We start from the raw sequence: 21220 nt of genomic DNA, 5'->3' as shown, positions 1-21220 counted from the left end.
ATTTTCTGACCCTTCAAGCCGCGCTTGGCAAGCATCTTGAATTTCGCAGGGCGAACGAGCCTGACGTACAAATGGCGGCATCGATTGGCGCATTGACATCGTCGCACCGAACGGGAAGCAATAGCGATCGGTCAGATTTCAGGCGCGTAGCTTGCGATGCTGTCCGCGGGCGCCTGCTCGCGCCGCTCGTTCATCCCGTAGTCGCGGAGGACAGCCGCGACACGCAGCCGATAGTCACTGAAAATTCCCTGCCGCCCTGCCCGCTGCGCCGCGCGATGGCGTGCAAATGCCCGCCATCCGGCAACAGCCGCCTCGTCTCGCCAAATCGAAATCGACAGCAGCTTGCCGGGATCGGTGAGGCTTTGAAACCGCTCCACCGAAATGAAGCCATCCATCTGCTCGAGGTCTTCGCGCAACCGTGCTGCCAGATCGAGATAGCGGTCCTTCTGTCCCTCCGCAGGCCAGACCTCAAAGATAATGGCGATCATTTGAGACCTCACGACACTGCGGTGGCTTCAGCGATCACTCCGCTGCGATTTGCGGCGCGATCATCGGCGGCGGATTGACCAGGTCCTTGGCAAGCTGTTCGTACCGCGCCTTGGCTTTTGCGATGGATGCTTCCTTCACCGGGCCATAGCCGCGGATCTGATCAGGCAGCGACAGCAACTCCACCGCAATGTCGTAGGTCTTCGGCGACAGCAGCTTCACCGCTGTCACCACATCCTGCTCGTATCCCTTGATCAGGTTGCGCTCGAGCTTGCGGTCCTCGCTGTAGCTGAACGGATCGAACAGCGTACCGCGCAGGAAGCGGAGTTTCGCAAGCATGCCAAACGCGCTCATCATCCAGGGACCGAAGGCGCGCTTGCGCGGACGCCCCAACGCATCAGTGCCAGTGTTCAGAATCGGCGGAGCAAGATTGAAGTTCATCGTGAAGTTGCCGTCGAACTGCTTGCGGATGCTGTCCGCAAACCGCCCATCTGTATAAAGCCGCGCCACCTCGTATTCGTCCTTGTAGGCCAGCAACTTGGCGTAGTTGATCGCAACAGCACGCGGCAATGCTTCGCCGTAGCCGCCGTCGAATGCAACCTTCCGAACCTGATCGACGAGATTGCGATACCGCGCGGCATAGGCCGCATTCTGATAGTCTGTCAGGAATTTCGTGCGATGCGCGATGACCTCGTCCAGCGACATCTGATCGAGGGTCTTGGGCGCCTCGGGTTCGTCGTCTTTCATCATGGCCGCCAACTTTGCGGGATCATGCGCGGCGAGGCGGCCAAGGCGGAACGCCTGCGTGTTCATCTTGATCGACACTCCGTTAAGTTCGATCGCCTGTTCGATGGCTTCAGCGCCGACGGGGAGCAAGCCCTTCTGATAAGCATACCCCAGCATCATCATGTTGGTCGCGATCGAGTCACCCAGCAGCGTCTCGGCAGGCTTGGTGAAATCGAGGAACGCAGATTCCTTGCGAAGCGCATTTTCCAGCACGCGATTGACCTTGCCGCGCTGGAAATCGAAATCACGGTTCTGAATAAAGTCCGCAATCGGGATCAAATGCGTGTTGATCACGCCGTAGGTACGCGACGATTCCGCCAGCGTAATCGTCTCCTTGGCGACAGCCACCACTTCATCCGCTGCGATCAGCAGATCGGCGGTGCCGGTGACGATGCGCGAGCACGTCACATCGGCGGTATTCTTCGACAGCCGCACATGGCTGAGCACCGCACCGCCCTTCTGCGCAAGCCCCGACATATCGAGGATCATGCTGGCCTTGCCTTCGATATGCGCGGCCATGCCGAGCAACGCGCCGATGGTGAGCACGCCTGTGCCGCCCACGCCGCCGACAGCGACATTATACGGGCGATCCAGCGAGGGCACCGAGGCCGGCGCCGGCAATTCCCCGATATTGCCGATATCGACCGGCGCACGCTTGCGCAGCGTGCCACCCTCGATGGTGACGAAGGACGGGCAGAACCCCTTCACACAGGAATAATCCTTGTTGCAGGTCGACTGGTTGATGGTGCGCTTGCGCCCCATCTCGGTCTCCAGCGGCTCCACCGAAATGCAGTTCGATTGCACCGAGCAGTCGCCGCACCCTTCGCAGACCGCGGCATTAATGACGACCCGCTTTGACGGGTCTTCCATCAATCCGCGCTTGCGACGGCGGCGTTTTTCGGCGGCGCAGGTCTGTACGAACACGATCGCCGAGCAACCCGGCGTCTCGCGCAGCGTGCGCTGGACTTCGTCGAGCTGATCGCGGTGCGCGACCTTGGTGCCGGGCGCGATGTCGGATGCCGGATAGGCCTCGGGATTTTCCGACACAAGATAGATGTCGCGGATACCTTCGCTGTGAAGCTGGAACGTCACCTGCTGCGGCGAAAGCTCGCCGTCGACATGCTGACCGCCGGTCATGGCCGTCGCGTCGTTGTAAAGAATTTTGTAGGTGATGTTGGCCTTCGACGCGACCGCCTGCCGGATCGCGAGGCTGCCTGAATGGAAGTAAGTGCCGTCGCCGAGATTGACGAAAACGTGCTTCTCGTTGGTGAACGGCGCGATGCCGACCCACGGCACGCCCTCGCCGCCCATGTGCGTGAAGGTCTCCGTGTTGCGGTCCATCCACAACGCCATGAAGTGACAGCCGATACCGGCCATCGCACGGCTGCCTTCCGGGACCTTGGTCGATGAATTGTGCGGACAGCCCGAGCAGAAATACGGCGTGCGCGTGACTGGCGCGATGGCCTGCACCTGCGTCGCCTGCCGGCCGTTGAACCAGTCAGCCTTGGCGCGGAGCATCGCCACGATTTCGGGATTGAGGTCGAGTTGCAGCAGCCGCTCGGTCAGCGAGCTTGCCAGCGAAGCGACGCTCAATTCTTCCGCGAACGGCAGGAACCGCTTGTCGTGATTGTCCATCTTGCCGATGATGCGCGGGCGCACATCGTCGCGCCAGTTGAACAGCTCCTGTTTGACCTGGTTCTCGACGATCTCGCGGCGCTCCTCGACGATGAAGATTTCCTCAAGACCGACGGCGAAGGCGCGCACGCCTTCCGGCTCCAGCGGCCACGGCATGCCGATCTTGTAAAGCCGCAGACCGATCTTCGCAGCCACCTCCGGCGTGATGCCGAGTTCGCGCAGCGCCTGGCGAATGTCTTCATAGCTCTTGCCGGACGCCATGATGCCGAACCGTGCGTTGGGCGAGTCCATCGTCACGCGGTTGATCTTGTTGGCGCGCGCAAAGGCGACGGCAGCGAAGCCCTTGTAGTCCTGCAAGCGCTTGTCCTGCGCGTAACGGTCGTCCGGCCAGCGAAGGTTGAGACCGCCCGGCGGCATTTCGAAATCGCTCGGAATGATGAACGGCGTCATCTCGTCGGTGAGATCGATCTCCGCGGTCGTTTCCACCGTCTCGGTGATCACCTTCATGCCGACCCAGCAGCCGGAATAGCGCGACATCGCGATGCCGAGCAGTCCCATCTCGATCATCTCGTGGATGCTCGATGGATAGAGATACGGCATCAGCGCGGAGATGAAGGCGTGGTCCGACTGATGCGGCACGGTCGATGACTTCGCGCCGTGATCGTCACCGGCGAGACAGAGCACGCCGCCGTTCTTGGCGGAACCCGCCGCATTGCCGTGGCGGAAGACGTCGCCGCAACGATCGACGCCGGGGCCCTTGCCATACCAGATGCCGGTGATGCCGTCGTATTTCGCGCCAGGCGAGAGATTGAGCTGCTGCGAACCCCAGATTGCCGTGGCGGCGAGGTCCTCGTTGACCCCCGGCTGGAATTTCACATTGTACTGTTCAAGGTGCTTGCGCGCGGCGAACAGTTGCTGGTCATAGCCGCCCAGCGGCGACCCGCGATAACCGGATACGAACGCCGCGGTGTTCAGCCCCGCCGCGCGGTCGCGTCTGACCTGTGCCATCGGCAGCCGGACCAGCGCCTGAATTCCGGTCAGGAAAACATGTCCCGATGCCTGCGTGTATTTCTGGTCGAGGCTGATCGGCCCTTGGTTGATTCCCATATTCGTTTGCCTCTTTGCCGGGCTCTTGCGCCGTGACGAGTCTGCTTAGAACCAGTCTATGTCGCTTTTTGTTTCCCGCACAAAAGAAATCGCATTCATCAGACCTTTGTTTTCAAACGTAATTTTAGGGCGCTTTTCGCCTTCCTTCGGACCGGTTGTGTCGCCCGCCTCCCTGAGGCCGAAAGGACATTGCGAAGGACTTTTGCCTGCGGCGGGGCCCGTTCACACCGCTGCAGTGCGGCCTGTCTGCCCGCAATGCTGCCCCTCGCTCCATGCAACGCTCCGCCGGAACGTTCCCACCGGACAGGCCGTTGCCCCCGACATACAAAGACCTGATCTCAACGGGTCACAGAGCGGAGGATGTGCATCATGAATCGCATGTCAGGAAGCGACTGGATGTCGGACGGCAAAAAAGGTGTCTCCGACGAACCTGCTCAGGCGAGCGAGGAGTTCGCGTATCAGCAAGGCAAACCGGTCAAGGCGTTGATTGGCATCGCGCTCCTTGTGGTGCTCGCCGTCGCACTCGCGCGGATGAACCCCGCACCGCATGATGTCTCGAACAACAGTGCAATAACGACAGGCCAGACGACGGGTACGGGCGCCCGATGACTACCCGAGCACCTGCAATCCGAGATTCTTGGCCCATCATCGCCCGGCGCCGGGAACGTCCCCAGCATCGGGTGATTGTCTGTCCAGATGCAACGACTGGAGGATTGAATTTATGGCAATCGAACGCAATCCCAACGATCCCTACAGCGCCGCGACGAACGATGATGTGCTTCGCCGCCGAACGGAACAAATTGATAACGAACTTCAGGCGGATCCGGAACTGGCTGAAGGTCCTGCGAACGGCGGGCGTATCGCATTGTTCGCGATCGCATTGGTGGCCGTTCTCGGCGTCGTATTCTACGGGCTGAATTCGTCAAGCACATCACCCGATGCGACCCCGACCGCACAGACAACACCTGCCTCGCCTTCGGCGGCCGGCACCGCTCAGGCGCCTCGTGCTCCGGCTGGCCAGACCACCGGATCTGCAATGAGCCCCGCACGGCCGGCTGCTCCACCGGCAGCTGACAACCCTGCTCCGGCAGTTCCGCAGCAGAACAACGCTCCGGCTGGCGCGCCGTCAAGTAACTAATCACGAAGGCTGAACGTCAGGGCGGGCATCTTCGCGGATGCCCGCTCTTTTTCGTTCCGTCATTTCCGATCCTTCGCCACCTTGATGAAGAAGCCATTGATCTCCCCATGCGTCACGGCATGAGCCAACTCGGAGAACGATCCCTTCTCGGCGATCTCTCGCGCGGCGCGAAGAAATCCTCCCCACGCTGCACGTGCCAGCGCACCGCCAATGCTGATCCGCCGCACGCCAAGGTCGGTGAGTTCGGCAACGGTCAGTCCCGGACCTCCCATCAGGACATTGATTGGCTTCGGGGCCAACTCTTTGACGACCGCTGCGATCTGCTCTTTGGTCCTGATGCCTGGGGCGTAGAGACAATCCGCACCGGCCTCCGCATAGGCCACCAGCCGCGCGATGGTCGCCTTGAGATCAGGCTGCCCGACCAGAAAGCTTTCGCAGCGCCCCACCAGCACGACGTCGCCGCCCTTTGCATCGATCGCCGCGCGGGCCGCGCGCATGCGCTCCACTGCAAGTGTCATCTCGTAGAGAGGTGCGGACACATCGCCGGTCGAGTCTTCGATCGACAATCCGGCCACGCCGGTATCAACACCACGCGCGACGTTCGCGGCCACGCCTGCCGGATCGTGCGCAAACCCCGCTTCGAAATCGGCATTCACCGGCAAATCCGTGGCGTCGCACAGCGTCTTCAGATGCGCCAGGACATGATCGCGATTCACGTTGTTGTCGGAATGGCCGATCGACCAGGCCATGCCCGAACTTGTCGAAGCCAGCGCCTTGAAGCCCATTCCTTGTAACAACAGTGCGCTACCCACGTCCCATGGATTGGGCAGCACGAAGCATCCGCTCTCGTGGAGTTTCCTGAAGTCCGCGCGCTTCTGCGCTGTCGAAACCGGCATTGGTCATTCTCCCAGCAAGTTTGTTTTCTGTGTCTTTGCTACATCGGACGATGCCGCTGATGCGATGTGAAATCAATCGGCCCCTGGGCGGTGTCAGCCCTGCACCTGTCGCAAAAAAGTCCTCTCCTCCGAGAGGATAAACTTATGCTCCTGCGCGAAGTTGAAATTGGCGATACCTTCGCTATCGGCTCTGAGCCGCGCACGATAGGACTCATAGTCCGCGAGGCTTGGAAACGAGATCAGTCCGAACGCGATGTTGTCGGTGCCCTCGTGCGGCATCCAGTAGCCGAGCAGATCGCCGCCGCACTTGGGAATGATCGTGAGCCAGCGCTGCGCGTAGGCTTCGAACAGATGGCGCCTGAACGGATCAAGCTGGTAGCGGATGAAAACGGTAATTGTCACGAGACGCTCCTTGTCTTGACCGCAAGCTATCCGTTGCCTGCCGCGAATGCTTCGATTAAGGTCGAAGTATGAAAGCAGGACCGGACATGGCCGTGATCGCATCGCTTGTCGGCGACCCCGCGAGATCCAACATGCTGACGGCGCTGATGAGTGGCCGCGCGCTCACCGCGACCGAACTTGCGCAGGAAGCCGGCATCACGCCGCAGACCGCGAGTTCGCATCTGGCCAAACTCGAAGCGGGTCACCTCGTCGTTCCCGAAAAACAGGGCCGTCATCGTTATTTCCGCCTTTCGGGTCCAGATGTCGCTGCGGTGCTGGAGGGATTGATGGGCCTCGCCGCCCGCGCCGGCCATCTGCGGGTCAGGACCGGACCGGCGGACCCGGGATTGCGGCGCGCCCGCGTTTGCTACGACCATCTCGCCGGCGATTTCGGCGTCCAGATGCTCGACGCCATGACCGAAAAGAAGCTCCTGCGCACGCACAAGGGCAACGTAACGCTGACGCCGGAGGGCGAACGATTTGTCGCCGATTTCGGCATCGACCTGTCGGCACTCGACGGAACCCGCCGCCCGCTCTGCAAGACCTGCCTCGACTGGAGCGTACGGCGCAGTCACCTTGCGGGATCGCTGGGCGCAGCGATTCTGTCGCGTCTTTACGAATTGAAATGGGCCAGGCGCGAAAAGGGCAATCGCGTCGTGACGTTTTCGCCCAAGGGCGCCGACCGGTTCACGGCGCTGTTCGGCACGAAGAATGATTAATGCAACAATCCGGTGTTGACACACACGCGCAAAAATTGGCGTAATTCGCCGCGCATTGCGCTTTGACTTCCTTCATTTCTGAGCAGGTGTTCCATGTTTCGCTGTGGGTTAATCGCATTTGTCGCGCTGTCTTCGGTTACCTTTCCGGCGACAGGCTGGGCCTATGAGATCAAGCCGAAAGTGCCGGAAACCGCGTTTTCCCCGAAGCTGCAACCCGACATCGTCGGCCTGTCGAGCAGCACCGAGGGCAGCAAGGCCTCGCCCCTGTTCGAGGCCTATCTGAAGGACCTGCCGGGTGTGAAGCCGGAAACCGCCCAGCAGAAATTCGGCGGCACCAACGTGACCTATGTCACCGCGATGAAGTTCACCCTCGCCCCCACCAGCACTCATCCGGGTGAATCGATGCTGGCGGTGTTTTCCTCTCCGGCCAGCGCCAACCGCGCTTATTACATCTCGCGCGTTCTCGGCTTTTCCGCCGAGAAGCAACCGTCGAAGGCCGAGATGATCGAACGGGTCACCGCGAAATACGGTCAGCCGACCGCGATCGGCGACGGCCGCATGTATTACTTCTACAAGGCCGGCAAGGTGATGTCGGTGAAGCAGAAATACACCCCTGCTTCCGCGCTTGAGGCACTCAACGCACCGCTCAATCCCAAAGCTGCCGTGGCGCTCAACGATGCCAATGGACGCGGAAGCTGCGTCGCGGAGCTGAAACGCGCGCAAGCGCTGGAAAAGACGCTCGACAAGCTTGTCACCGAGGCCAAGGCGGCGAATTGCGATGCCCTCGTCTCCGTCGAGATTTTTCCCGGCATCACGCCGGATCGCGTCAGCAAGGCTGAATTCACGCTGATCGACTTCAAGCAGATCATAAGTGCCGCCAAGATCGATGCCGACGCTTTCGCCGCCGAGAAGAACGAGGCGCTCAACAAGACTCCGCTCGGAAACGCGCCGAAACTCTGACATCGCTTTCTGCCCTCACGGCATTGTCATGAGGGCAGAACGCGACGTGCTTTACCCGGATACCCGACGGCGCTAACGGTGCCGCCCGTATCCGGGAGAGTCTCATGAGATCGCTATACCTTTTGCCGTTCGCAATGCTGTCGCTCACCGCCGCGCACGCGGCCGAGCCTGTCGCGAAGGAACCCTACGGCATCGGCCTCGAAGGCTTCGCCTATCCTTACCCGGTCAACATGCTGCCTCTCACCAATGAGGGTGAGCAGGTCCGTATGGCGTATATGGATGTCGCGCCAGCGACACCGAACGGCCGCACCGTACTCCTGCTGCACGGCCGCAACTTTCCATCGAGCTACTGGGCGCCGGTGATCAAGACGCTAACCGGCGCGGGCTATCGTGTGGTGGTGCCCGACCAGATCGGATTTGGAAAATCCTCCAAGCCGGCCTTCGACCTGCATTTCGATACGCTGGCGCGTAACACCATCGCGCTGCTCGATCATCTGCAACTGCAGCAGGTGGACATCGTGGCGCATTCGCTCGGCGGCATGCTCGGCGTCCGCATCACCCGCGCTTACCCTTCCCGCGTCTCCCGCCTGCTGCTGGCCGCTCCCATCGGACTTGAGGACTACCGGCTCTACGTGCCGCCGACGCCGACCGAAAAAATTCTCGAGAACGAAGACAAGCTGACCGCGGACGGGTACCGGACGCAGCTCGTCAGCAACTACTCATTGAAGCTGCCGCCCGAGGCGATCACGCCTTTCATCGATGCCCGCTTCAACATCAAGGGCTCATCCGAATATCCGCGCTGGCTGCGCGCCTTCGTCAATTCGGCACAGATGATCTATCGCGAGCCGGTTGCGCACGAAATCCCGCTGATCGACCGGCCGACGCTGTTCGTCATGGGCGAAGACGATCACAATGCGCCCGGCAAGCCGAATGCTCCGGAGGCGCTGCGGCCGAAAATGGGACATAACGCCGATCTCGCCAAAGCGCTGGCGGCGAAAATGCCGAACGCGAAGGCCGAGGTGATCCCGAACGTCGGGCATCTGGTCTTTCTCGAAGCCGAATCGAAGTTCAATGAACTGATGCTGGGCTTCCTCGCGAAATAGACGGCGACAAAACGAAACCCCGGCTCGTTGAAGCCGGGGTCCGTCAGCTCAACCGCTGATTACCAGCGGCGGCGCCAGTACCGCCGGCGATGCCGACGCCAGTGGCGACGGCGCCATTGCACATTCTCAGGTGTGGCGCGCGCCAGATCGTCCTGATCGGCAACAGCGGGCTTGGCGCTCAGATCGGGCTCGGGCTTCGGCCCATTCATCAAATCCTGATGCGGGGCCAGCATCGGAGCGGCGCTTGCGGCAGTTGCCGCCGCGGCGATAGCTCCAGCGCTGGCGGCGAAACCGAACGCGAATTTCAGGAAATTACGACGTTCCATCAACTATCTCCTTGTGAACGTTTTACGGCACCGAATGTCCCGCAAGAAGGACAAACGCAGTGAAGCGTGATCGTTCCCTGGCAGCTTCAATAATTTTGTCCCGGGCAGACGCATCTCCTCGCATGAGGTACGTCATCACCAGTAACGGCGACGCCAGTACCGGCGGCGATAGAAGCGACGGCGGCGGCGCCATCCCCAATATCTGCGGCGGCGCCAGTATCTGCGGCGGCGGAAACCCCAATAGCGGCGGCGGCGCCATCCCCATCGGCGACGGCCCCAGCCACGGCGCCGGCCCCAGCGGACCTGCTCGACCTGCGCTTCGTTCAGGTCGTCGTCGTTGGCGACGGCATTTTGCGGAAGCTGATCCGGCTCGATCGGAGTGCCGGTGAGCGCTTGCGGCGCGAGCGGTGCGGCGCGAGCGGCTGCGATGGTGGCTGCACCTGCGGCAGCGACACCAAACGCGAACTTGAGAAAAACGCGGCGATCCATGGTGCGTCCTCTGATGTTCTGCCCGACAGCAGAATTCAGCAGCGCGCATGAATGGAAACTGAACCGTTTCAGGCGTCGCGTTCGCGATAGGGGTTATTTCTTCTGCCGGTCGATGAAATCCTGACCCTGCTTCTGTAATCTTTTGATCAGCGCGTCGGATTCTTCTTCCTCCGCCTTGTCGTCGGCGGGTGTGACCGGCGTTCCATTCGGATCGCGGCAATTGACCTCGGTGCCCTTGACGCGGACCCAGGCTGCGCTGCCTTTGCTTACGTCGGTGCACATCACCTGATCTTTAGCGCCGCCGGGCACCGGCTTGACACACACCACCGTCCCGAACCCGCCGGGCAGCGCCATATCGCAATTGACCTCGCACTGCATCGTCTTCGATTCGGGATTTGTGAACGCAACTGTCACGGTACGCTTGTCGTCCCCGAGCTTGCAGATCGCGGTGACATCGGCTGCCACGGCCACGCCCGCGGCGCACATCAGCAATCCCGATAAGATAAATGTCTTCATGAAAGTCAGTCCCTGCCTCAGGCGGAATGCCTTGTGAGTGGTCGCAACCGGGCCACATTCGGTTCATCTTGTGTCAATATTCGAGAGAATACTGTGCCACCGTCGGCGACTGTCGGCGAATAATCTTCGGTGCCCCGGGCCAGCCCCGGCCGCTCCGAAACGCATCGCGATTTGATCACCCAAGGAAGGACCCCCATGAAAACATTGTTCGCAGCAGCATTCCTCGCGGCCTCCGTTGCCGGCTTCGGCGCCGCCAGCGCCGCCATGCCTGTGGCTCCCGCGTCGGGCGCCTCCGCCGATGTGATTCAGGTCGCCGGCGGTTGCGGCCCCGGCTTTCACCGCGGTCCATATGGCGGCTGTCGCGCCAACCGTGGCGTCGTCGTCGTTCGTCCGCCGGTTGTTCGTCCTCGCGTGGTGCGCTCATGCCGCTCCTGGGCCCCGGGCCGCCGCGTTTGCCGCACCTGGTGGTAAGCACTCCGCCCCGCGCTATCGAAACCCCGCTTCGGCGGGGTTTTTCTTGCTCTCTCGTCGTCCCCGCCTGCCCGCGTCATCCTGAGGTGCGAGCCGCGTTTGCGGCGAGCCTCGAAGGATGCACGATTCGCGTCGTTGTCATCCTGCGAGGCTCGCAAGCGCTCGCACCTCAGGATGACGATCCGCTGCATCCCAGATTCACCGATTCAAACAGCCTGCGCGCGTGGGGCTTGCCCGATTCGCGCCAAAGAAATCCCGCGCCACCAACAGCCACGCGCGATCACCCCTGTTGTTGTGACGGCGCGGGGGCGCCCGAAATCTTGATCGCTTCGCCCTTGAATGAGGGCGCGCGGAACGCCGGATGCGCGAGCGCATCCGCAGCCCCGTGTGCAAAAGGTAAAAAGCACACGAGCGTAGTCGCCACGGTCACGCCGTTTGCATCCGGCGTTCCGCACGCGGTGGGGCTCCGGCTTGCTTCGTGCTCTCCCCGGTGGACGATGCTACGTCACCGCATCCCTGCTGAGGGTTTCCGCCTCCGATTGGAAGCGGCTCTCTGCCGGACTGACGCCAGCTTCGGGCGTCGGGACCACACGACTTGGGCCGGCGCGCACAGCGTGATTCGTCTGCCGTCGCTTGCATCGCTCACACGCCTCCGGATGTTGCGCACGCCCTTGCGGGTGCGTGCGCGCGATCCGGGCTTGCGCCCTGCGACCCTCGCTCCTGCCTGACGCTGCCGCGCCACCGCATCCCGCCCCGCGTATCGTGACGATCGCGAAACGCCCCTCATAACGGGGCAGGACGAATAGGAATATAATCCAATTGCGGGAATTGTCAATCCGCGAGGTATCGAATGGGTATCTTCCGACCCGCGCCGGACGGTCCTAAACAGGCCCCGCCAATTTTTCACGATGCTGAAGGAACCTTTCGCGGTTCCGTGGTTGGTACAGATGGCAGACAGCATCATCCCCCACCGGACATACCGTTCCCGGACCAGCCGGTTCGCTCATGTCATCGAACGCGTCGGACTGTCCATGGCCGGCGCGTCGTGCGGCCTGTTCGTGGCCGCGCATGTCGCCAACGCACGCGTCGATGCGCTGGGCTCCGTGAGCATGAGCCTCGCCCTGATGATTCTTGGTGCAATCGGGTTCTATCTCGGGATCGATGTGCCCCCTCACCGCAACGCCAGGCTGCATCTGGCACGCGCACGCGCCGACGAACCTCCGCCGTCCACCGACCCCGTCGAGCTTCTGAGCTCGGCTGGAACCTTTCTCGCCGCCATAACGGCTTTCATATCGGTGTATTCCATCGTGACCGACGCCGATACAACCACCGCGACATCGTCATTGCTCGCGTTCGGCTGGCTGCTTGGCGTGACGATACAGATCGTGGCCGGTCTAACGGCGCGCATGCGGAAAACTTGAGAGAATTTGAATCGAACCGGAGTTGCCCCGCAGTGCGTGCGTCGGCTTCAGGACGTCTTTCCGCGCCCGGGATGCGACGCGCCGGTTTTCATGACCATGGACGCGCCCAGCGCTTCGCGTTGCTTTTTCAGGGCATCGCCCCGCGCCTTCGCACACAGCGCCTTGTCATAAGGCGTCGGCTGCCTCGGCCCCACCAGTTCGACGCGCGACACCATCTGCCGGGGCATGTTGCTGCCATCGGCAGGTGGCTGATTGATCATGGGAGGTGGCTTGCGTGATGACATGCCACATAAACGCGCAGGCTCCCTGAAAGTTTCCTGGAACAAATCGCGCGGCACAATTTAATCTCAATCGCGCCACTGTGACGCAGCAGCGTTGCTCACGGTTCGGCCCGTTCATGGTCCCGTCGCAATTGCGGACGAAGCTCCCGCCGGCAACCCGCCATGACCAGGCGCGGCAGCCGGTTGCCGGATCATGTCCGGGCGCGGATTGTTCTCGTCATTCTTCTTCCAAACGAGGAGTTTGCTCATGGCTTCCAAGGTCAACCCCATTCCCCAAGGCTTCCACACCGTCACGCCGTATCTCATTGTCGATGGCGCGGAGAAGGTGATCGGCTTTCTGAAGAAAGCCTTCGATGCCGAACTGCTGCACGAGATGACCAAGCGGCCCGACGGCACCGTGATGCACGCCACGCTGAAAATCGGCAACTCGATGGTCATGATCGCGGACTCGTCCGAACACGCCAAGGCTTCGCCGGTCATGCTCTATCTGTATGTGCCGGACGCGGACGCCGCCTACCAGAAAGCCATCAGGGCCGGCGCCACCTCGATCATGGAGCCGATGGACCAGTTCTACGGTGACCGCTCCGGCGGCGTGAAAGATCCCGCGGGCAATAGCTGGTTTGTCAGCACGCATATCGAGGACGTCAGCGCCGGCGACCTGAAAAAGCGCGCGGAGGAAGAACTCAGGAAGCGCAGCAAGGCGGCGTAAGCGGCCCTGCACCGGGCGCGGGCCGGACGCTCAGTGCGGCCCTTCGCGCTCGTAGATGAACTTCGGCATTTCCCACTTGTAGCGGATCGCCAGCAGGCGGAACGTAAGGCCGAAGGCGACCGAGCCGATCACCACCGCGACATGCTCGGTGCCGAAATGCGTGCCCGCGACATAGATCGCGCCGGTCATCAACGAGACGCTGGCGTAAAGCTCGCTGCGGAACAGCAGCGGCACCTCGGTGCACAGGATATCGCGCAGCACGCCGCCGGCGCATCCGGTAATCATCCCCGCCACCACCACGATGGTCACCGGATGCCCCATGCTCCGCGCAACGTTGCAGCCGATGATGGTAAAGACAACGAGCCCGATCGCATCGAGCACGAGAAACAGAGTGTGAAAGCGATGCACCACGCGCGCCAGCGCGATGGTCAAGAGCGCCGCGCCGCCGGTCAGGAACAGCAGCGAGGGATATTTCACCCAGAGCAGCGGATAATGCCCGAGCAGCACATCGCGTAGCGAACCGCCGCCGAGCGCGGTGATGCACCCGAGCATCGCGACGCCGAACCAGTCCATCTTGCGCCGCCCGGCCGCCAGCGCCGCCGTCATGGCCTCGGCGACCATGGCGAACAGACCGAAGATGAAAAGGACCGATTCTGCGGGCTCCATGACGGAGGGGTAGCATAGTTCCGGTGCGGGCGCAGGACGGGAGCCGCGAAACGCCTGCCGCTCTACGCTCCCGGTCATCCCCGCGAAGGCGGGGATCCAGACTGGACTTGCCGGAAGGAGAAAGACGTGGATGGCCGGGACAAGCCCGGCCATGACAAAGTGAATTACGCAGGCCAACTTTCCGCCTGCACCATGATGTCGCGCGTGCGCTTCACATCCGGCCAGTCGCGGTCGAAATCGCGGATCAACCGCTTCATCTCCTCCCCGCCTACCGCGGCATCCAGCGACGCGCGGTCCGGGAATTCATACATCGCCAGATGCACGGCAGGATCGTTGGCGAGCCAGTAGCGCCACGCGCGCTTTGAGCCGAACGACTTCACGGCATCCGGCAGATGCTCGCGCGAATACCACGCATCGAACGCAGCGCGTTTGGATTCATCGGGGACAGTGGCGCGGACAACGAGGATGTGGGGCATAATACCTCAAACTCTAGGCAACAGCGCGAACGCCGTAGTGGCAAGCTGCGCGACATCCGCGCTTATCGAGAGCCCACCTGTCACCCTCTGGATCATACGTTGCATAATAGGAGTGGCTTGCTGTCGAGCATTCTCGTCCAGCGTCGTATAGATTGAACCAAATAGACCCGTTAGCTTCTGAAACTTATCCCAATAATCTTGTTCACCAAATTTTTCATAGTTCGCAAGAACAACGCGAAGCTTAGCAATGTCATTCAGTAAAATACCTCGGATAAAATCCGGAACTTGAAGCTCCGACAAAAAGGCTTCCAGCAACCCAAGCAACTCCATCGCATCGTCCACCTCAACTCGTCGACCTTTCCAAAAACTCTGCGATTGGATCATGTAATCTAGAAAATGTAGCGCCTGTGTGTGCGTTGCCGTTTGAATGTTGCCGAGAAATTGTTTCCACGGCAAACCCATATTTTTGAGCGAGAAATTATTCTCAAATGCCTTTATTGCCGAAAGAAACGCCCCACGGTGAACGTCTGTCGTATCGGGGATCAGATCGATAAACCTTCGAAGGCGACCACAGCTATCGTTAACAACTACGATAACGTCGAATTCTCCTTGTTGAGATTTATTAAAAGCATGTAATGCCCCATAGGTTGGATCTGCATTCGCCGGAACTGCGGCACTCATTTCTTTAATTAAATCTAGTAATACGGCTGCGTCCGTTTTCACCGATATTCCCTCACAACGGAATATTGTCGTGCTTCTTCATCGGCACATCGACGTGCTTGTCTTTCAGCATCGCCAGCGCGCGGGCGATGCGCTTGCGGGTCGAGTGCGGCATGATCACGTCGTCGATATAGCCGCGCTCGGCGGCGACGAACGGTGACAGGAAGCGGTCTTCGTATTCCTTGGTGCGCGCGGCGATCTTTTCCGCGTCGCCGATGTCCTGCCGGAAGATGATCTCCACCGCGCCCTTCGCGCCCATCACCGCGATCTGTGCCGTCGGCCAGGCGTAGTTCATGTCCGCGCCGATTTCCTTCGACGCCATGACGTCGAACGCGCCGCCGTACGCCTTGCGCGTGATCACCGTGACCAGCGGCACGGTGCACTGGCTGTAGGCGAACAGCAGCTTCGCGCCGTGCTTGATCAGACCGCCATATTCCTGCGCGGTGCCCGGCAGGAAGCCCGGCACGTCCACGAAGGTGACGATCGGAATGTTGAAGGCGTCGCAGAAGCGGACGAAGCGCGCGGCCTTGCGCGAGGCGTCGCTGTCGAGCACGCCCGCCAGCACCATCGGCTGGTTGGCGACGAAGCCCACCGTCTTGCCCGCGATGCGGCCGAAACCGGTGACGATGTTTTTTGCGAAGGTGTCCGCGAGTTCGAAGAAATCGCCCTCGTCCACCACCTTCAGGATCAGTTCCTTGATGTCGTAAGGCTGGTTCGGATTGGCCGGGATCAGTGTATCGAGGGATTCATCGACGCGCTCGATGTCGTCGAAGCTCGGCCACTCCGGCACGCCGTCGGTGTTGTTGCTCGGCAGGAAGTCCAGCAGCCGGCGCATCTGGAGCAGCGTCTCGACGTCGTCGCTGAACGCGCCGTCGGCGATCGATGACTTCGTCGCGTGCACGCTCGCGCCGCCGAGTTCTTCCGCGGTGACCACTTCGTTGGTGACGGTCTTCACCACGTCCGGGCCGGTGACGAACATGTAGCTGGTGTTCTTCACCATGAAGATGAAGTCGGTCATCGCCGGCGAATAGACGTCGCCGCCCGCGCACGGGCCCATGATGACGCTGATCTGCGGGATGACGCCCGAGGCGATCACGTTGCGGCGGAACACATAGGAGTACCCCGCCAGCGCCGCGACGCCTTCCTGGATGCGCGCGCCGCCCGCGTCATAGAGGCCGATGATCGGCGCCCGCGCCTTCAGCGCCATGTCCTGCAGCTTGGTGATCTTCAGCGCGTGGGTCTCCGACAGCGAGCCGCCGAACACGGTGAAGTCCTTGGCGAACACGAAGGTGGTGCGGCCGTTGACCGTGCCCCAGCCGGTGACGACGCCGTCGCCGGGGATCTTGGTCTTGTCCATGCCGAACTCGACCGAGCGATGCTCGACGAACATGTCGAATTCCTCGAACGAGCCTTTATCCAGCAGCAGCTCGATGCGCTCGCGGGCGGTCAGCTTGCCGCGTGCGTGCTGCGCCTCGATGCGCTTGTCGCCGCCGCCCTTTTTTGCGCCCGCGCGGCGTTGATCGAGTGCTTCGAGGATATGCTTCATGGATTTCGTCCCGGTGTGTTCACGGGCGGCGGACGCCGCCGTTCTTGGATGGTTGGGCAGCTTTCTAGCACGCTGTTTGGGCGGGAGAAAATGGCCCTGCTGCCCCGAAAATGGCGGGTCTGGCTGGCCTGTGGCGCGTGCTAAAAGGCGTCCTTTACAGGGATTCGCAAGCCATGACCGAGACCACGACGACCCCGGCCCCAGGCAGCGCCACCGGCGGGGTCCGCACCCTGCTCCGGCTGGAGGGCGCGGCGCTCGCCGCCGCCTGCATGGTGTTTTACAGCTATTTCGAGGGCTCCTGGTGGATGTTCGCCCTCCTGCTGCTGGCGCCGGACCTGAGCTTTCTGGGCTATCTCGCCGGTCCGCGCACGGGAGCCGCCGCATATAACGCCGCCCATGCGGCGATCATCCCGATGCTGCTCGGCATCTTCGCCATGGTCATGCCCTCGGCGCTGGCGATGCACCTGTCGCTGATCTGGTGCGCGCATATCGGGATCGACCGCGCGCTCGGCTACGGCCTGAAATACGACGCGGGGTTCACGTTCACCCATCTGGGGCGGATCGGGAAGGACGCGGGATAACTGACCGTCATGTCCGGGCTTGTCCCGGCCATCCCGATTATTCGGGCACCGTGCCACACCAATGGGATCACCGGGACAAGCCCGATGATGACGGTGGAGAGATCGCGGCTCAAACGACCACTCCCTCTCCCGTAGACGGGTCGAGGTAAAGAGCAACGCGCGCGCGTTACGCCTTCGGCGGACGGCTCGGCACGAAGTAGCTCGACTTGTGCACCACCTTGCCGTCGCGGAGCGTAATGACGTCCACCAGTTCCATGGTCACCGGCGTACCGTCGGGCTTCGTTGCGGTGAGAATCGATTCCGAGACGAAATGATCGTCGCTGCCATAGAGCGCGACCGGCTCGAACTTGATTCCCGGCAATCCGGAAATATCCTTGCCGAACTGCTCGGCGACCGACTCCTTGCCCTTGTAGACCTTCGGGCTGCCGTGGCGCTGATAGCTGGTGTCGTCGGCATGAAACGCCATGATCGCCGCAACGTCGTGGGCGTTCCATGCAGCGTTGTAACGCGTGGCGAGATCTTTCCACGACGAGGCCGGCGCAATTTTCGCGGCTGCTGAAGAGGACATCAACTCACTCCCTTGGCTCATTATTCTTTTGGATTGCCACGAGCCTAGCCGGTTTCGCGCGAGCGCGAAACCGGACAAAGTGTCAGATGGCTCCTATGTCGCTGAGGCATTGCTGCGCGATCTTCATGCGGCTGGCGATGTGCCTGTCCTCGCGGATATCGAGGTTGAGCGCGAACACGGTCTGCGCACTGCCCTTCTCGGCCCAGCCGACCAGCCAGCCGAGGCTCGCCTTCACACCCTCGACCGCTGTCCTGTCATCGACGCCGATCAGACCCGTCTTGGCGCGGATGACACTGTCGCCTGCCTTCGTCACGGGCAGAATGTCGGCAGTCAAATCCTGCGCGCGCTTCGACACCGGCAGCGTCCGCCGCCGCAGCTTGTCCACGAATGCGATCTGCTCCAGCGGCGAGATACGCAGGTCACCCGTCAGCCAGAAGCGATCGATGCCGCCGCCGATGTTGCGGTTGCCGTACTCGAACGCATCGACATACGTCTGCATCCGCTCCTTGCCGATGCGCCGGGCGATCTGCTGATAGACCGGCACCACAGAGGCCGCGATGGCGGTCCGCATGGTGTGATCCTTGTTCCACTCGGGGATGCTGCGCGTCACGCCATCCCACTTGAAGATGTCCTTGTCCGGATCGGCGACGACGCCGGTTTCCAGCGCAATGACGGAATTGGCAATCTTGAAGCTGGACGCCGGAAGGACAGCCTCGCGGGCGCGGGTGTTGTCGCTGGCGATGACATGCTGATCGTCGGCCCGGAATGCCGCGAAAGCGCCAACGGTGCCGTCGTCGGTGAAATACTTCTGCAGATTCTTGCGGACTTCGTATCGCGGCACGCCAGTGGCGAATGCCGGTACCGGGATAACGGCCGCAGCGGCGGCAAGCGACAAAACATGACGGCGGGACAGCAAGGGAAGCTCCTGAAGGCACGATTTCGAAGGCCGGAACGTGTTCCGAAAAAATCACGCCCTTACTAGGGCGGCAGTCGTAAATCGGTTTGACGAGCGGGGCCGAATTCACGCGGCACCGAACACCATCCGGACATCCCTTTATATAGGAAATACATAACTTCGGGCGGCGAACGATCTCGATTTCCTATGGCTGACAGCGCACCTGTTTCCTTGAACGCTCGATAGGTGCGGACATGAAATTTTTCAGCCAACTGCTTGCAGCCCTGCTGTTGGGCGGCCGATATGCCACACGGTATCGCCCGGAGGACCACTATATGCGCGGTCCGGGTCCGAAGTGGCGCGCGAAGCATGCGTCGAATGCGTAAGCTTCTGCGCTAAGTTCGGCTAGCGCAGCCGTCCCGTCAGCCGCATGACGAAAATCAGCACCTCCGCGACGCCCTTGTAAAGCTCGGCGGGAATCTCGTCGCCGAGTTCGACATTGGACAGCGCGCCCGCCAGCACTTCATTCTCCTGAATGGGAATGTCGTTCTCTTTGGCGATCTCGATGATCTTCTCGCCGAGCGTACCCTTTCCCTTGGCGACGACGCGCGGCGCACCCTTCTTGTCGTAGTGCAGCGCGACCGCGAGACGGTTTTTGATATCGATGCTCACAGCGCGCGATCCAGAAAATGTCCGGCCGGGGGCGGAGCGGACTTCGGCGGCGCGCCCTCGCCGATCACGATGTCGCCCGGCTCAAGCGCCGCTTCGCGCAGCGCATGCGACAGTTGCGGCGCATTGATGCGCAGTTGCGCCGCCGTCGCGGGCCGCTCGGCCCACATCCGCACCGACGTTCGTCCATGGCTCAATGACACCAGCGCGTGCACCGGCCCGCTCGGCTCGACATCGAGTGAAAAGCGCGCCCGCCAGGCGCGGCTGGCCGCTTCGGCTTCGCTGCCTGCGCCATCGCGCGAAATCTCGAACTGCGCCACCGCCGTGCCTTGCGCCGTGGCGAACGGAATCTCGAAATTCCAGCGCGGCGCGGTCGGATCGTTGCGCGCGCCGGGCACATCCAGCGGCAACGAAGCCGCCTGCAACAGCGTCTGCCGCGCCAATGCGGCGTCGGTATCCTCGATCAGCCGATGCGCGACCGTCGCCGGGGCATCGTCGGGCGCGAGCGATGGCAGCGCGACCGGCTGTGCGGATGTTTCCGAACCGCGGAACGGTGGCGGCGGCACATTCGTGCGCGCGATCGCATCGTCATTCCCCGGCATGCGGGTCACACCGGCATGCGCTTCCGCATTGAGAAGCTTTGCGACCTCGTCCTGCACGCCTTTCGGAAATGCCTGCAGCACTTCCTGGAGTGCCGTGAGCCCGGCGCTGGCCGTGGCTGCGCGGTTGGCCGCCGTCGGCAGCGGTTCGTTCGGCGCGTAGATGCGGACCTTGCCGTCGAGTTCGGCGGCGTCCTCGGCGATGCGCGCGGCAGCCTGCGGCAACAAGATGTCACCGGCTTCCATCTCCGGCGACAATGGCGGCGCTGCGGACGGCGGCAGGTTTGTCGGCTGCGGCGACGCTGCGGCCTCCTGCGCCGGCGCGGTGCCGAGCCACGACGCCACGGTCTGGCGGAAGACGATCAGCGCGGCCTTGAGGTCGGGACCATTGGAAGCCTGCGATGATCCGAGGCTTTGCTCGAGGAAGAGACCTGAATTGCGGAACGCGGTCCTGAGCGCATCGCCGGTGAGATTCTCGCCGAGCGGGATGCGCTGCGCGAGCAGTTGCGCGGCGGCCTGTTGCAGCGTTTGCGGCAGCGCCGGTGACGACGCCGCAACACCAAGATTTGCGAACAGCGGCGAGAGACTGCCCTGCCGTGCGGCGGCGCCCTGCACTGCGGCCGACACGGCGAGCGCTTCGAGATTGGTCAGCACGCGGCCTGCGGCTGCGGCCTGCACCGGCACATCGGCCTTCGGCACGCTGACGGTATCGGCCTTCGCCGCACCGGCTGATGCCGTGGCCACGGACGACGGCGCGGCGCCCTCGCCCGGCACGATCTGAAGCCGCACACCCTGCGGCGTCTGCGACACCGCCAGTTGCAGCGCCTGGCCGGGCTGCAACGGCACTTCGGAGAGGACTTCGATTGTCAGATTCGCGATCGCAATGCGGACCAGATTGGCGTCGAGCTGCTTGAGCACGGTCGCATCGATCACGGTGCCCGGCTGCAACGCCACGCCCGCCGCTACGCCCTGGGCAGCGACGACCGGAAACACGGGATTAATGGCGATCGACATGA

At 62.1% G+C, this 21220-nt stretch carries 25 protein-coding genes; 9 read left to right on the top strand and 16 right to left on the bottom strand.

Annotation, left to right across the window (positions count from 1 at the left end; translation table 11 throughout):
• Positions 1 to 131: 131 nt before the first annotated feature.
• A complete protein-coding gene (locus tag ACP7AL_RS11190; protein ID WP_024921532.1) occupies positions 132 to 488 on the bottom strand; it encodes an antibiotic biosynthesis monooxygenase family protein in 357 nt (118 codons plus the stop codon).
• Between the two features lie 34 nt (positions 489 to 522).
• Positions 523 to 4014 (bottom strand): indolepyruvate ferredoxin oxidoreductase family protein, encoded by a 3492-nt coding sequence (locus tag ACP7AL_RS11185; RefSeq protein ID WP_425991270.1) that lies wholly within the window; start codon positions 4012 to 4014, stop codon positions 523 to 525.
• Positions 4015 to 4383: 369 nt separating this feature from the next.
• Here ACP7AL_RS11185 and ACP7AL_RS11180 point away from each other — a divergent pair, with 369 nt between their 5' ends.
• Positions 4384 to 4623 carry a hypothetical protein gene (locus ACP7AL_RS11180; protein WP_425991268.1) on the top strand — a complete coding sequence of 80 codons (240 nt, stop codon included), beginning with the start codon at positions 4384 to 4386 and terminating at the stop codon, positions 4621 to 4623.
• 112 nt (positions 4624 to 4735) lie between these two features.
• Positions 4736 to 5152, top strand: a complete 417-nt coding sequence (locus ACP7AL_RS11175) for a hypothetical protein (RefSeq protein ID WP_425991266.1) — start codon at positions 4736 to 4738, stop codon at positions 5150 to 5152.
• 59 nt (positions 5153 to 5211) lie between these two features.
• Here ACP7AL_RS11175 and ACP7AL_RS11170 read toward each other — a convergent pair whose 3' ends face one another.
• Together ACP7AL_RS11170 and ACP7AL_RS11165 are read right to left on the bottom strand one after the other, a co-directional pair.
• Positions 5212 to 6048, bottom strand: coding sequence for an isocitrate lyase/PEP mutase family protein (locus ACP7AL_RS11170; protein WP_425991264.1), 837 nt, complete (start codon positions 6046 to 6048; stop codon positions 5212 to 5214).
• A gap of 93 nt (positions 6049 to 6141) precedes the next feature.
• Complete coding sequence (locus tag ACP7AL_RS11165; RefSeq protein ID WP_425991262.1) at positions 6142 to 6450, bottom strand: NIPSNAP family protein; 309 nt, start codon at positions 6448 to 6450, stop codon at positions 6142 to 6144.
• Positions 6451 to 6518: 68 nt separating this feature from the next.
• Here ACP7AL_RS11165 and ACP7AL_RS11160 point away from each other — a divergent pair, with 68 nt between their 5' ends.
• From ACP7AL_RS11160 to ACP7AL_RS11150, 3 genes are all read left to right on the top strand, one after another.
• A complete protein-coding gene (locus ACP7AL_RS11160; RefSeq protein WP_425991260.1) occupies positions 6519 to 7208 on the top strand; it encodes an ArsR/SmtB family transcription factor in 690 nt (229 codons plus the stop codon).
• A gap of 93 nt (positions 7209 to 7301) precedes the next feature.
• Positions 7302 to 8168, top strand: coding sequence for a hypothetical protein (locus tag ACP7AL_RS11155; RefSeq protein ID WP_006021010.1), 867 nt, complete (start codon positions 7302 to 7304; stop codon positions 8166 to 8168).
• 104 nt (positions 8169 to 8272) lie between these two features.
• Positions 8273 to 9271 (top strand): alpha/beta fold hydrolase, encoded by a 999-nt coding sequence (locus ACP7AL_RS11150; RefSeq protein WP_425991257.1) that lies wholly within the window; start codon positions 8273 to 8275, stop codon positions 9269 to 9271.
• Positions 9272 to 9330: 59 nt separating this feature from the next.
• On the opposite strand, the gene ACP7AL_RS11145 is transcribed toward ACP7AL_RS11150, so the two are convergent.
• The 3 genes from ACP7AL_RS11145 to ACP7AL_RS11135 form a co-directional block, all read right to left on the bottom strand.
• Entirely contained in the window at positions 9331 to 9597 is a 267-nt protein-coding gene (locus ACP7AL_RS11145; protein WP_006021012.1) for a hypothetical protein, read from the bottom strand.
• A gap of 135 nt (positions 9598 to 9732) precedes the next feature.
• Entirely contained in the window at positions 9733 to 10086 is a 354-nt protein-coding gene (locus ACP7AL_RS11140) for a hypothetical protein (RefSeq protein WP_425991255.1), read from the bottom strand.
• A gap of 93 nt (positions 10087 to 10179) precedes the next feature.
• Positions 10180 to 10602 carry a hypothetical protein gene (locus tag ACP7AL_RS11135; protein WP_425991253.1) on the bottom strand — a complete coding sequence of 141 codons (423 nt, stop codon included), beginning with the start codon at positions 10600 to 10602 and terminating at the stop codon, positions 10180 to 10182.
• A 195-nt stretch (positions 10603 to 10797) separates the two neighbouring features.
• Here ACP7AL_RS11135 and ACP7AL_RS11130 point away from each other — a divergent pair, with 195 nt between their 5' ends.
• Together ACP7AL_RS11130 and ACP7AL_RS11125 are read left to right on the top strand one after the other, a co-directional pair.
• Positions 10798 to 11073 (top strand): GCG_CRPN prefix-to-repeats domain-containing protein, encoded by a 276-nt coding sequence (locus tag ACP7AL_RS11130; protein WP_425991251.1) that lies wholly within the window; start codon positions 10798 to 10800, stop codon positions 11071 to 11073.
• Positions 11074 to 12020: 947 nt separating this feature from the next.
• Positions 12021 to 12494: a hypothetical protein gene (locus tag ACP7AL_RS11125; RefSeq protein WP_425991249.1), complete on the top strand. Its 474-nt coding sequence runs from the start codon at positions 12021 to 12023 to the stop codon at positions 12492 to 12494.
• A 47-nt stretch (positions 12495 to 12541) separates the two neighbouring features.
• Here the strand turns inward: ACP7AL_RS11125 and ACP7AL_RS11120 are convergent, their stop codons facing one another.
• The gene (locus tag ACP7AL_RS11120) at positions 12542 to 12754 is read right to left on the bottom strand and encodes a hypothetical protein (RefSeq protein ID WP_024920168.1); all 213 of its coding nucleotides are present in this window, start codon (positions 12752 to 12754) and stop codon (positions 12542 to 12544) included.
• Positions 12755 to 13022: 268 nt separating this feature from the next.
• Between ACP7AL_RS11120 and ACP7AL_RS11115 the strand changes: the two genes are divergently transcribed.
• Entirely contained in the window at positions 13023 to 13484 is a 462-nt protein-coding gene (locus tag ACP7AL_RS11115) for a VOC family protein (protein WP_006021018.1), read from the top strand.
• Positions 13485 to 13514: 30 nt separating this feature from the next.
• Here the strand turns inward: ACP7AL_RS11115 and ACP7AL_RS11110 are convergent, their stop codons facing one another.
• From ACP7AL_RS11110 to ACP7AL_RS11095, 4 genes are all read right to left on the bottom strand, one after another.
• Positions 13515 to 14150 (bottom strand): trimeric intracellular cation channel family protein, encoded by a 636-nt coding sequence (locus ACP7AL_RS11110; RefSeq protein WP_425991247.1) that lies wholly within the window; start codon positions 14148 to 14150, stop codon positions 13515 to 13517.
• A gap of 164 nt (positions 14151 to 14314) precedes the next feature.
• Positions 14315 to 14626, bottom strand: a complete 312-nt coding sequence (locus tag ACP7AL_RS11105) for a hypothetical protein (protein WP_425991246.1) — start codon at positions 14624 to 14626, stop codon at positions 14315 to 14317.
• Positions 14627 to 14632: 6 nt separating this feature from the next.
• The gene (locus ACP7AL_RS11100; protein WP_425991244.1) at positions 14633 to 15349 is read right to left on the bottom strand and encodes a hypothetical protein; all 717 of its coding nucleotides are present in this window, start codon (positions 15347 to 15349) and stop codon (positions 14633 to 14635) included.
• 10 nt (positions 15350 to 15359) lie between these two features.
• Positions 15360 to 16892: an acyl-CoA carboxylase subunit beta gene (locus ACP7AL_RS11095; RefSeq protein ID WP_425991242.1), complete on the bottom strand. Its 1533-nt coding sequence runs from the start codon at positions 16890 to 16892 to the stop codon at positions 15360 to 15362.
• Positions 16893 to 17065: 173 nt separating this feature from the next.
• Here ACP7AL_RS11095 and ACP7AL_RS11090 point away from each other — a divergent pair, with 173 nt between their 5' ends.
• Positions 17066 to 17473: a DUF4260 domain-containing protein gene (locus ACP7AL_RS11090; RefSeq protein WP_425991240.1), complete on the top strand. Its 408-nt coding sequence runs from the start codon at positions 17066 to 17068 to the stop codon at positions 17471 to 17473.
• A 166-nt stretch (positions 17474 to 17639) separates the two neighbouring features.
• Here the strand turns inward: ACP7AL_RS11090 and ACP7AL_RS11085 are convergent, their stop codons facing one another.
• From ACP7AL_RS11085 to ACP7AL_RS11070, 4 genes are all read right to left on the bottom strand, one after another.
• Positions 17640 to 18041, bottom strand: coding sequence for a nuclear transport factor 2 family protein (locus tag ACP7AL_RS11085; RefSeq protein WP_425991238.1), 402 nt, complete (start codon positions 18039 to 18041; stop codon positions 17640 to 17642).
• An 82-nt stretch (positions 18042 to 18123) separates the two neighbouring features.
• A complete protein-coding gene (locus ACP7AL_RS11080; RefSeq protein ID WP_425991237.1) occupies positions 18124 to 18957 on the bottom strand; it encodes a penicillin-binding transpeptidase domain-containing protein in 834 nt (277 codons plus the stop codon).
• 384 nt (positions 18958 to 19341) lie between these two features.
• Positions 19342 to 19608 carry an EscU/YscU/HrcU family type III secretion system export apparatus switch protein gene (locus ACP7AL_RS11075; RefSeq protein WP_006021030.1) on the bottom strand — a complete coding sequence of 89 codons (267 nt, stop codon included), beginning with the start codon at positions 19606 to 19608 and terminating at the stop codon, positions 19342 to 19344.
• Complete coding sequence (locus ACP7AL_RS11070; RefSeq protein WP_425991235.1) at positions 19605 to 21218, bottom strand: flagellar hook-length control protein FliK; 1614 nt, start codon at positions 21216 to 21218, stop codon at positions 19605 to 19607. Before ACP7AL_RS11070 ends, ACP7AL_RS11075 begins: the two co-directional genes overlap by 4 nt.
• Positions 21219 to 21220 lie beyond the last annotated feature (2 nt).

It is taken from the genome of Afipia sp. DC4300-2b1 (assembly GCF_049895725.1).
GTDB classification, from domain to species: Bacteria; Pseudomonadota; Alphaproteobacteria; order Rhizobiales; family Xanthobacteraceae; genus Afipia; species Afipia broomeae.
Note: the sequence above shows the minus strand (reverse complement) of the source record. Positions and strands in the feature narration are given on the sequence as shown.

What these genes read in the sequence shown, in the direction of transcription:
- ACP7AL_RS11070 (WP_425991235.1), bottom strand. Translation starts at nt 21,218, where the DNA reads ATGTCGATCGCCATTAATCCCGTGTTTCCGGTCGTCGCTGCCCAGGGC.
- ACP7AL_RS11085 (WP_425991238.1), bottom strand. Translation starts at nt 18,041, where the DNA reads ATGTCCTCTTCAGCAGCCGCGAAAATTGCGCCGGCCTCGTCGTGGAAA.
- ACP7AL_RS11180 (WP_425991268.1), top strand. Translation starts at nt 4,384, where the DNA reads ATGAATCGCATGTCAGGAAGCGACTGGATGTCGGACGGCAAAAAAGGT.
- ACP7AL_RS11125 (WP_425991249.1), top strand. Translation starts at nt 12,021, where the DNA reads ATGGCAGACAGCATCATCCCCCACCGGACATACCGTTCCCGGACCAGC.
- ACP7AL_RS11170 (WP_425991264.1), bottom strand. Translation starts at nt 6,048, where the DNA reads ATGCCGGTTTCGACAGCGCAGAAGCGCGCGGACTTCAGGAAACTCCAC.
- ACP7AL_RS11090 (WP_425991240.1), top strand. Translation starts at nt 17,066, where the DNA reads ATGACCGAGACCACGACGACCCCGGCCCCAGGCAGCGCCACCGGCGGG.
- ACP7AL_RS11110 (WP_425991247.1), bottom strand. Translation starts at nt 14,150, where the DNA reads ATGGAGCCCGCAGAATCGGTCCTTTTCATCTTCGGTCTGTTCGCCATG.
- ACP7AL_RS11145 (WP_006021012.1), bottom strand. Translation starts at nt 9,597, where the DNA reads ATGGAACGTCGTAATTTCCTGAAATTCGCGTTCGGTTTCGCCGCCAGC.
- ACP7AL_RS11105 (WP_425991246.1), bottom strand. Translation starts at nt 14,626, where the DNA reads ATGCCCCACATCCTCGTTGTCCGCGCCACTGTCCCCGATGAATCCAAA.
- ACP7AL_RS11185 (WP_425991270.1), bottom strand. Translation starts at nt 4,014, where the DNA reads ATGGGAATCAACCAAGGGCCGATCAGCCTCGACCAGAAATACACGCAG.
- ACP7AL_RS11155 (WP_006021010.1), top strand. Translation starts at nt 7,302, where the DNA reads ATGTTTCGCTGTGGGTTAATCGCATTTGTCGCGCTGTCTTCGGTTACC.
- ACP7AL_RS11140 (WP_425991255.1), bottom strand. Translation starts at nt 10,086, where the DNA reads ATGGATCGCCGCGTTTTTCTCAAGTTCGCGTTTGGTGTCGCTGCCGCA.
- ACP7AL_RS11175 (WP_425991266.1), top strand. Translation starts at nt 4,736, where the DNA reads ATGGCAATCGAACGCAATCCCAACGATCCCTACAGCGCCGCGACGAAC.
- ACP7AL_RS11130 (WP_425991251.1), top strand. Translation starts at nt 10,798, where the DNA reads ATGAAAACATTGTTCGCAGCAGCATTCCTCGCGGCCTCCGTTGCCGGC.
- ACP7AL_RS11115 (WP_006021018.1), top strand. Translation starts at nt 13,023, where the DNA reads ATGGCTTCCAAGGTCAACCCCATTCCCCAAGGCTTCCACACCGTCACG.
- ACP7AL_RS11160 (WP_425991260.1), top strand. Translation starts at nt 6,519, where the DNA reads ATGAAAGCAGGACCGGACATGGCCGTGATCGCATCGCTTGTCGGCGAC.
- ACP7AL_RS11190 (WP_024921532.1), bottom strand. Translation starts at nt 488, where the DNA reads ATGATCGCCATTATCTTTGAGGTCTGGCCTGCGGAGGGACAGAAGGAC.
- ACP7AL_RS11120 (WP_024920168.1), bottom strand. Translation starts at nt 12,754, where the DNA reads ATGATCAATCAGCCACCTGCCGATGGCAGCAACATGCCCCGGCAGATG.
- ACP7AL_RS11135 (WP_425991253.1), bottom strand. Translation starts at nt 10,602, where the DNA reads ATGAAGACATTTATCTTATCGGGATTGCTGATGTGCGCCGCGGGCGTG.
- ACP7AL_RS11095 (WP_425991242.1), bottom strand. Translation starts at nt 16,892, where the DNA reads ATGAAGCATATCCTCGAAGCACTCGATCAACGCCGCGCGGGCGCAAAA.
- ACP7AL_RS11150 (WP_425991257.1), top strand. Translation starts at nt 8,273, where the DNA reads ATGAGATCGCTATACCTTTTGCCGTTCGCAATGCTGTCGCTCACCGCC.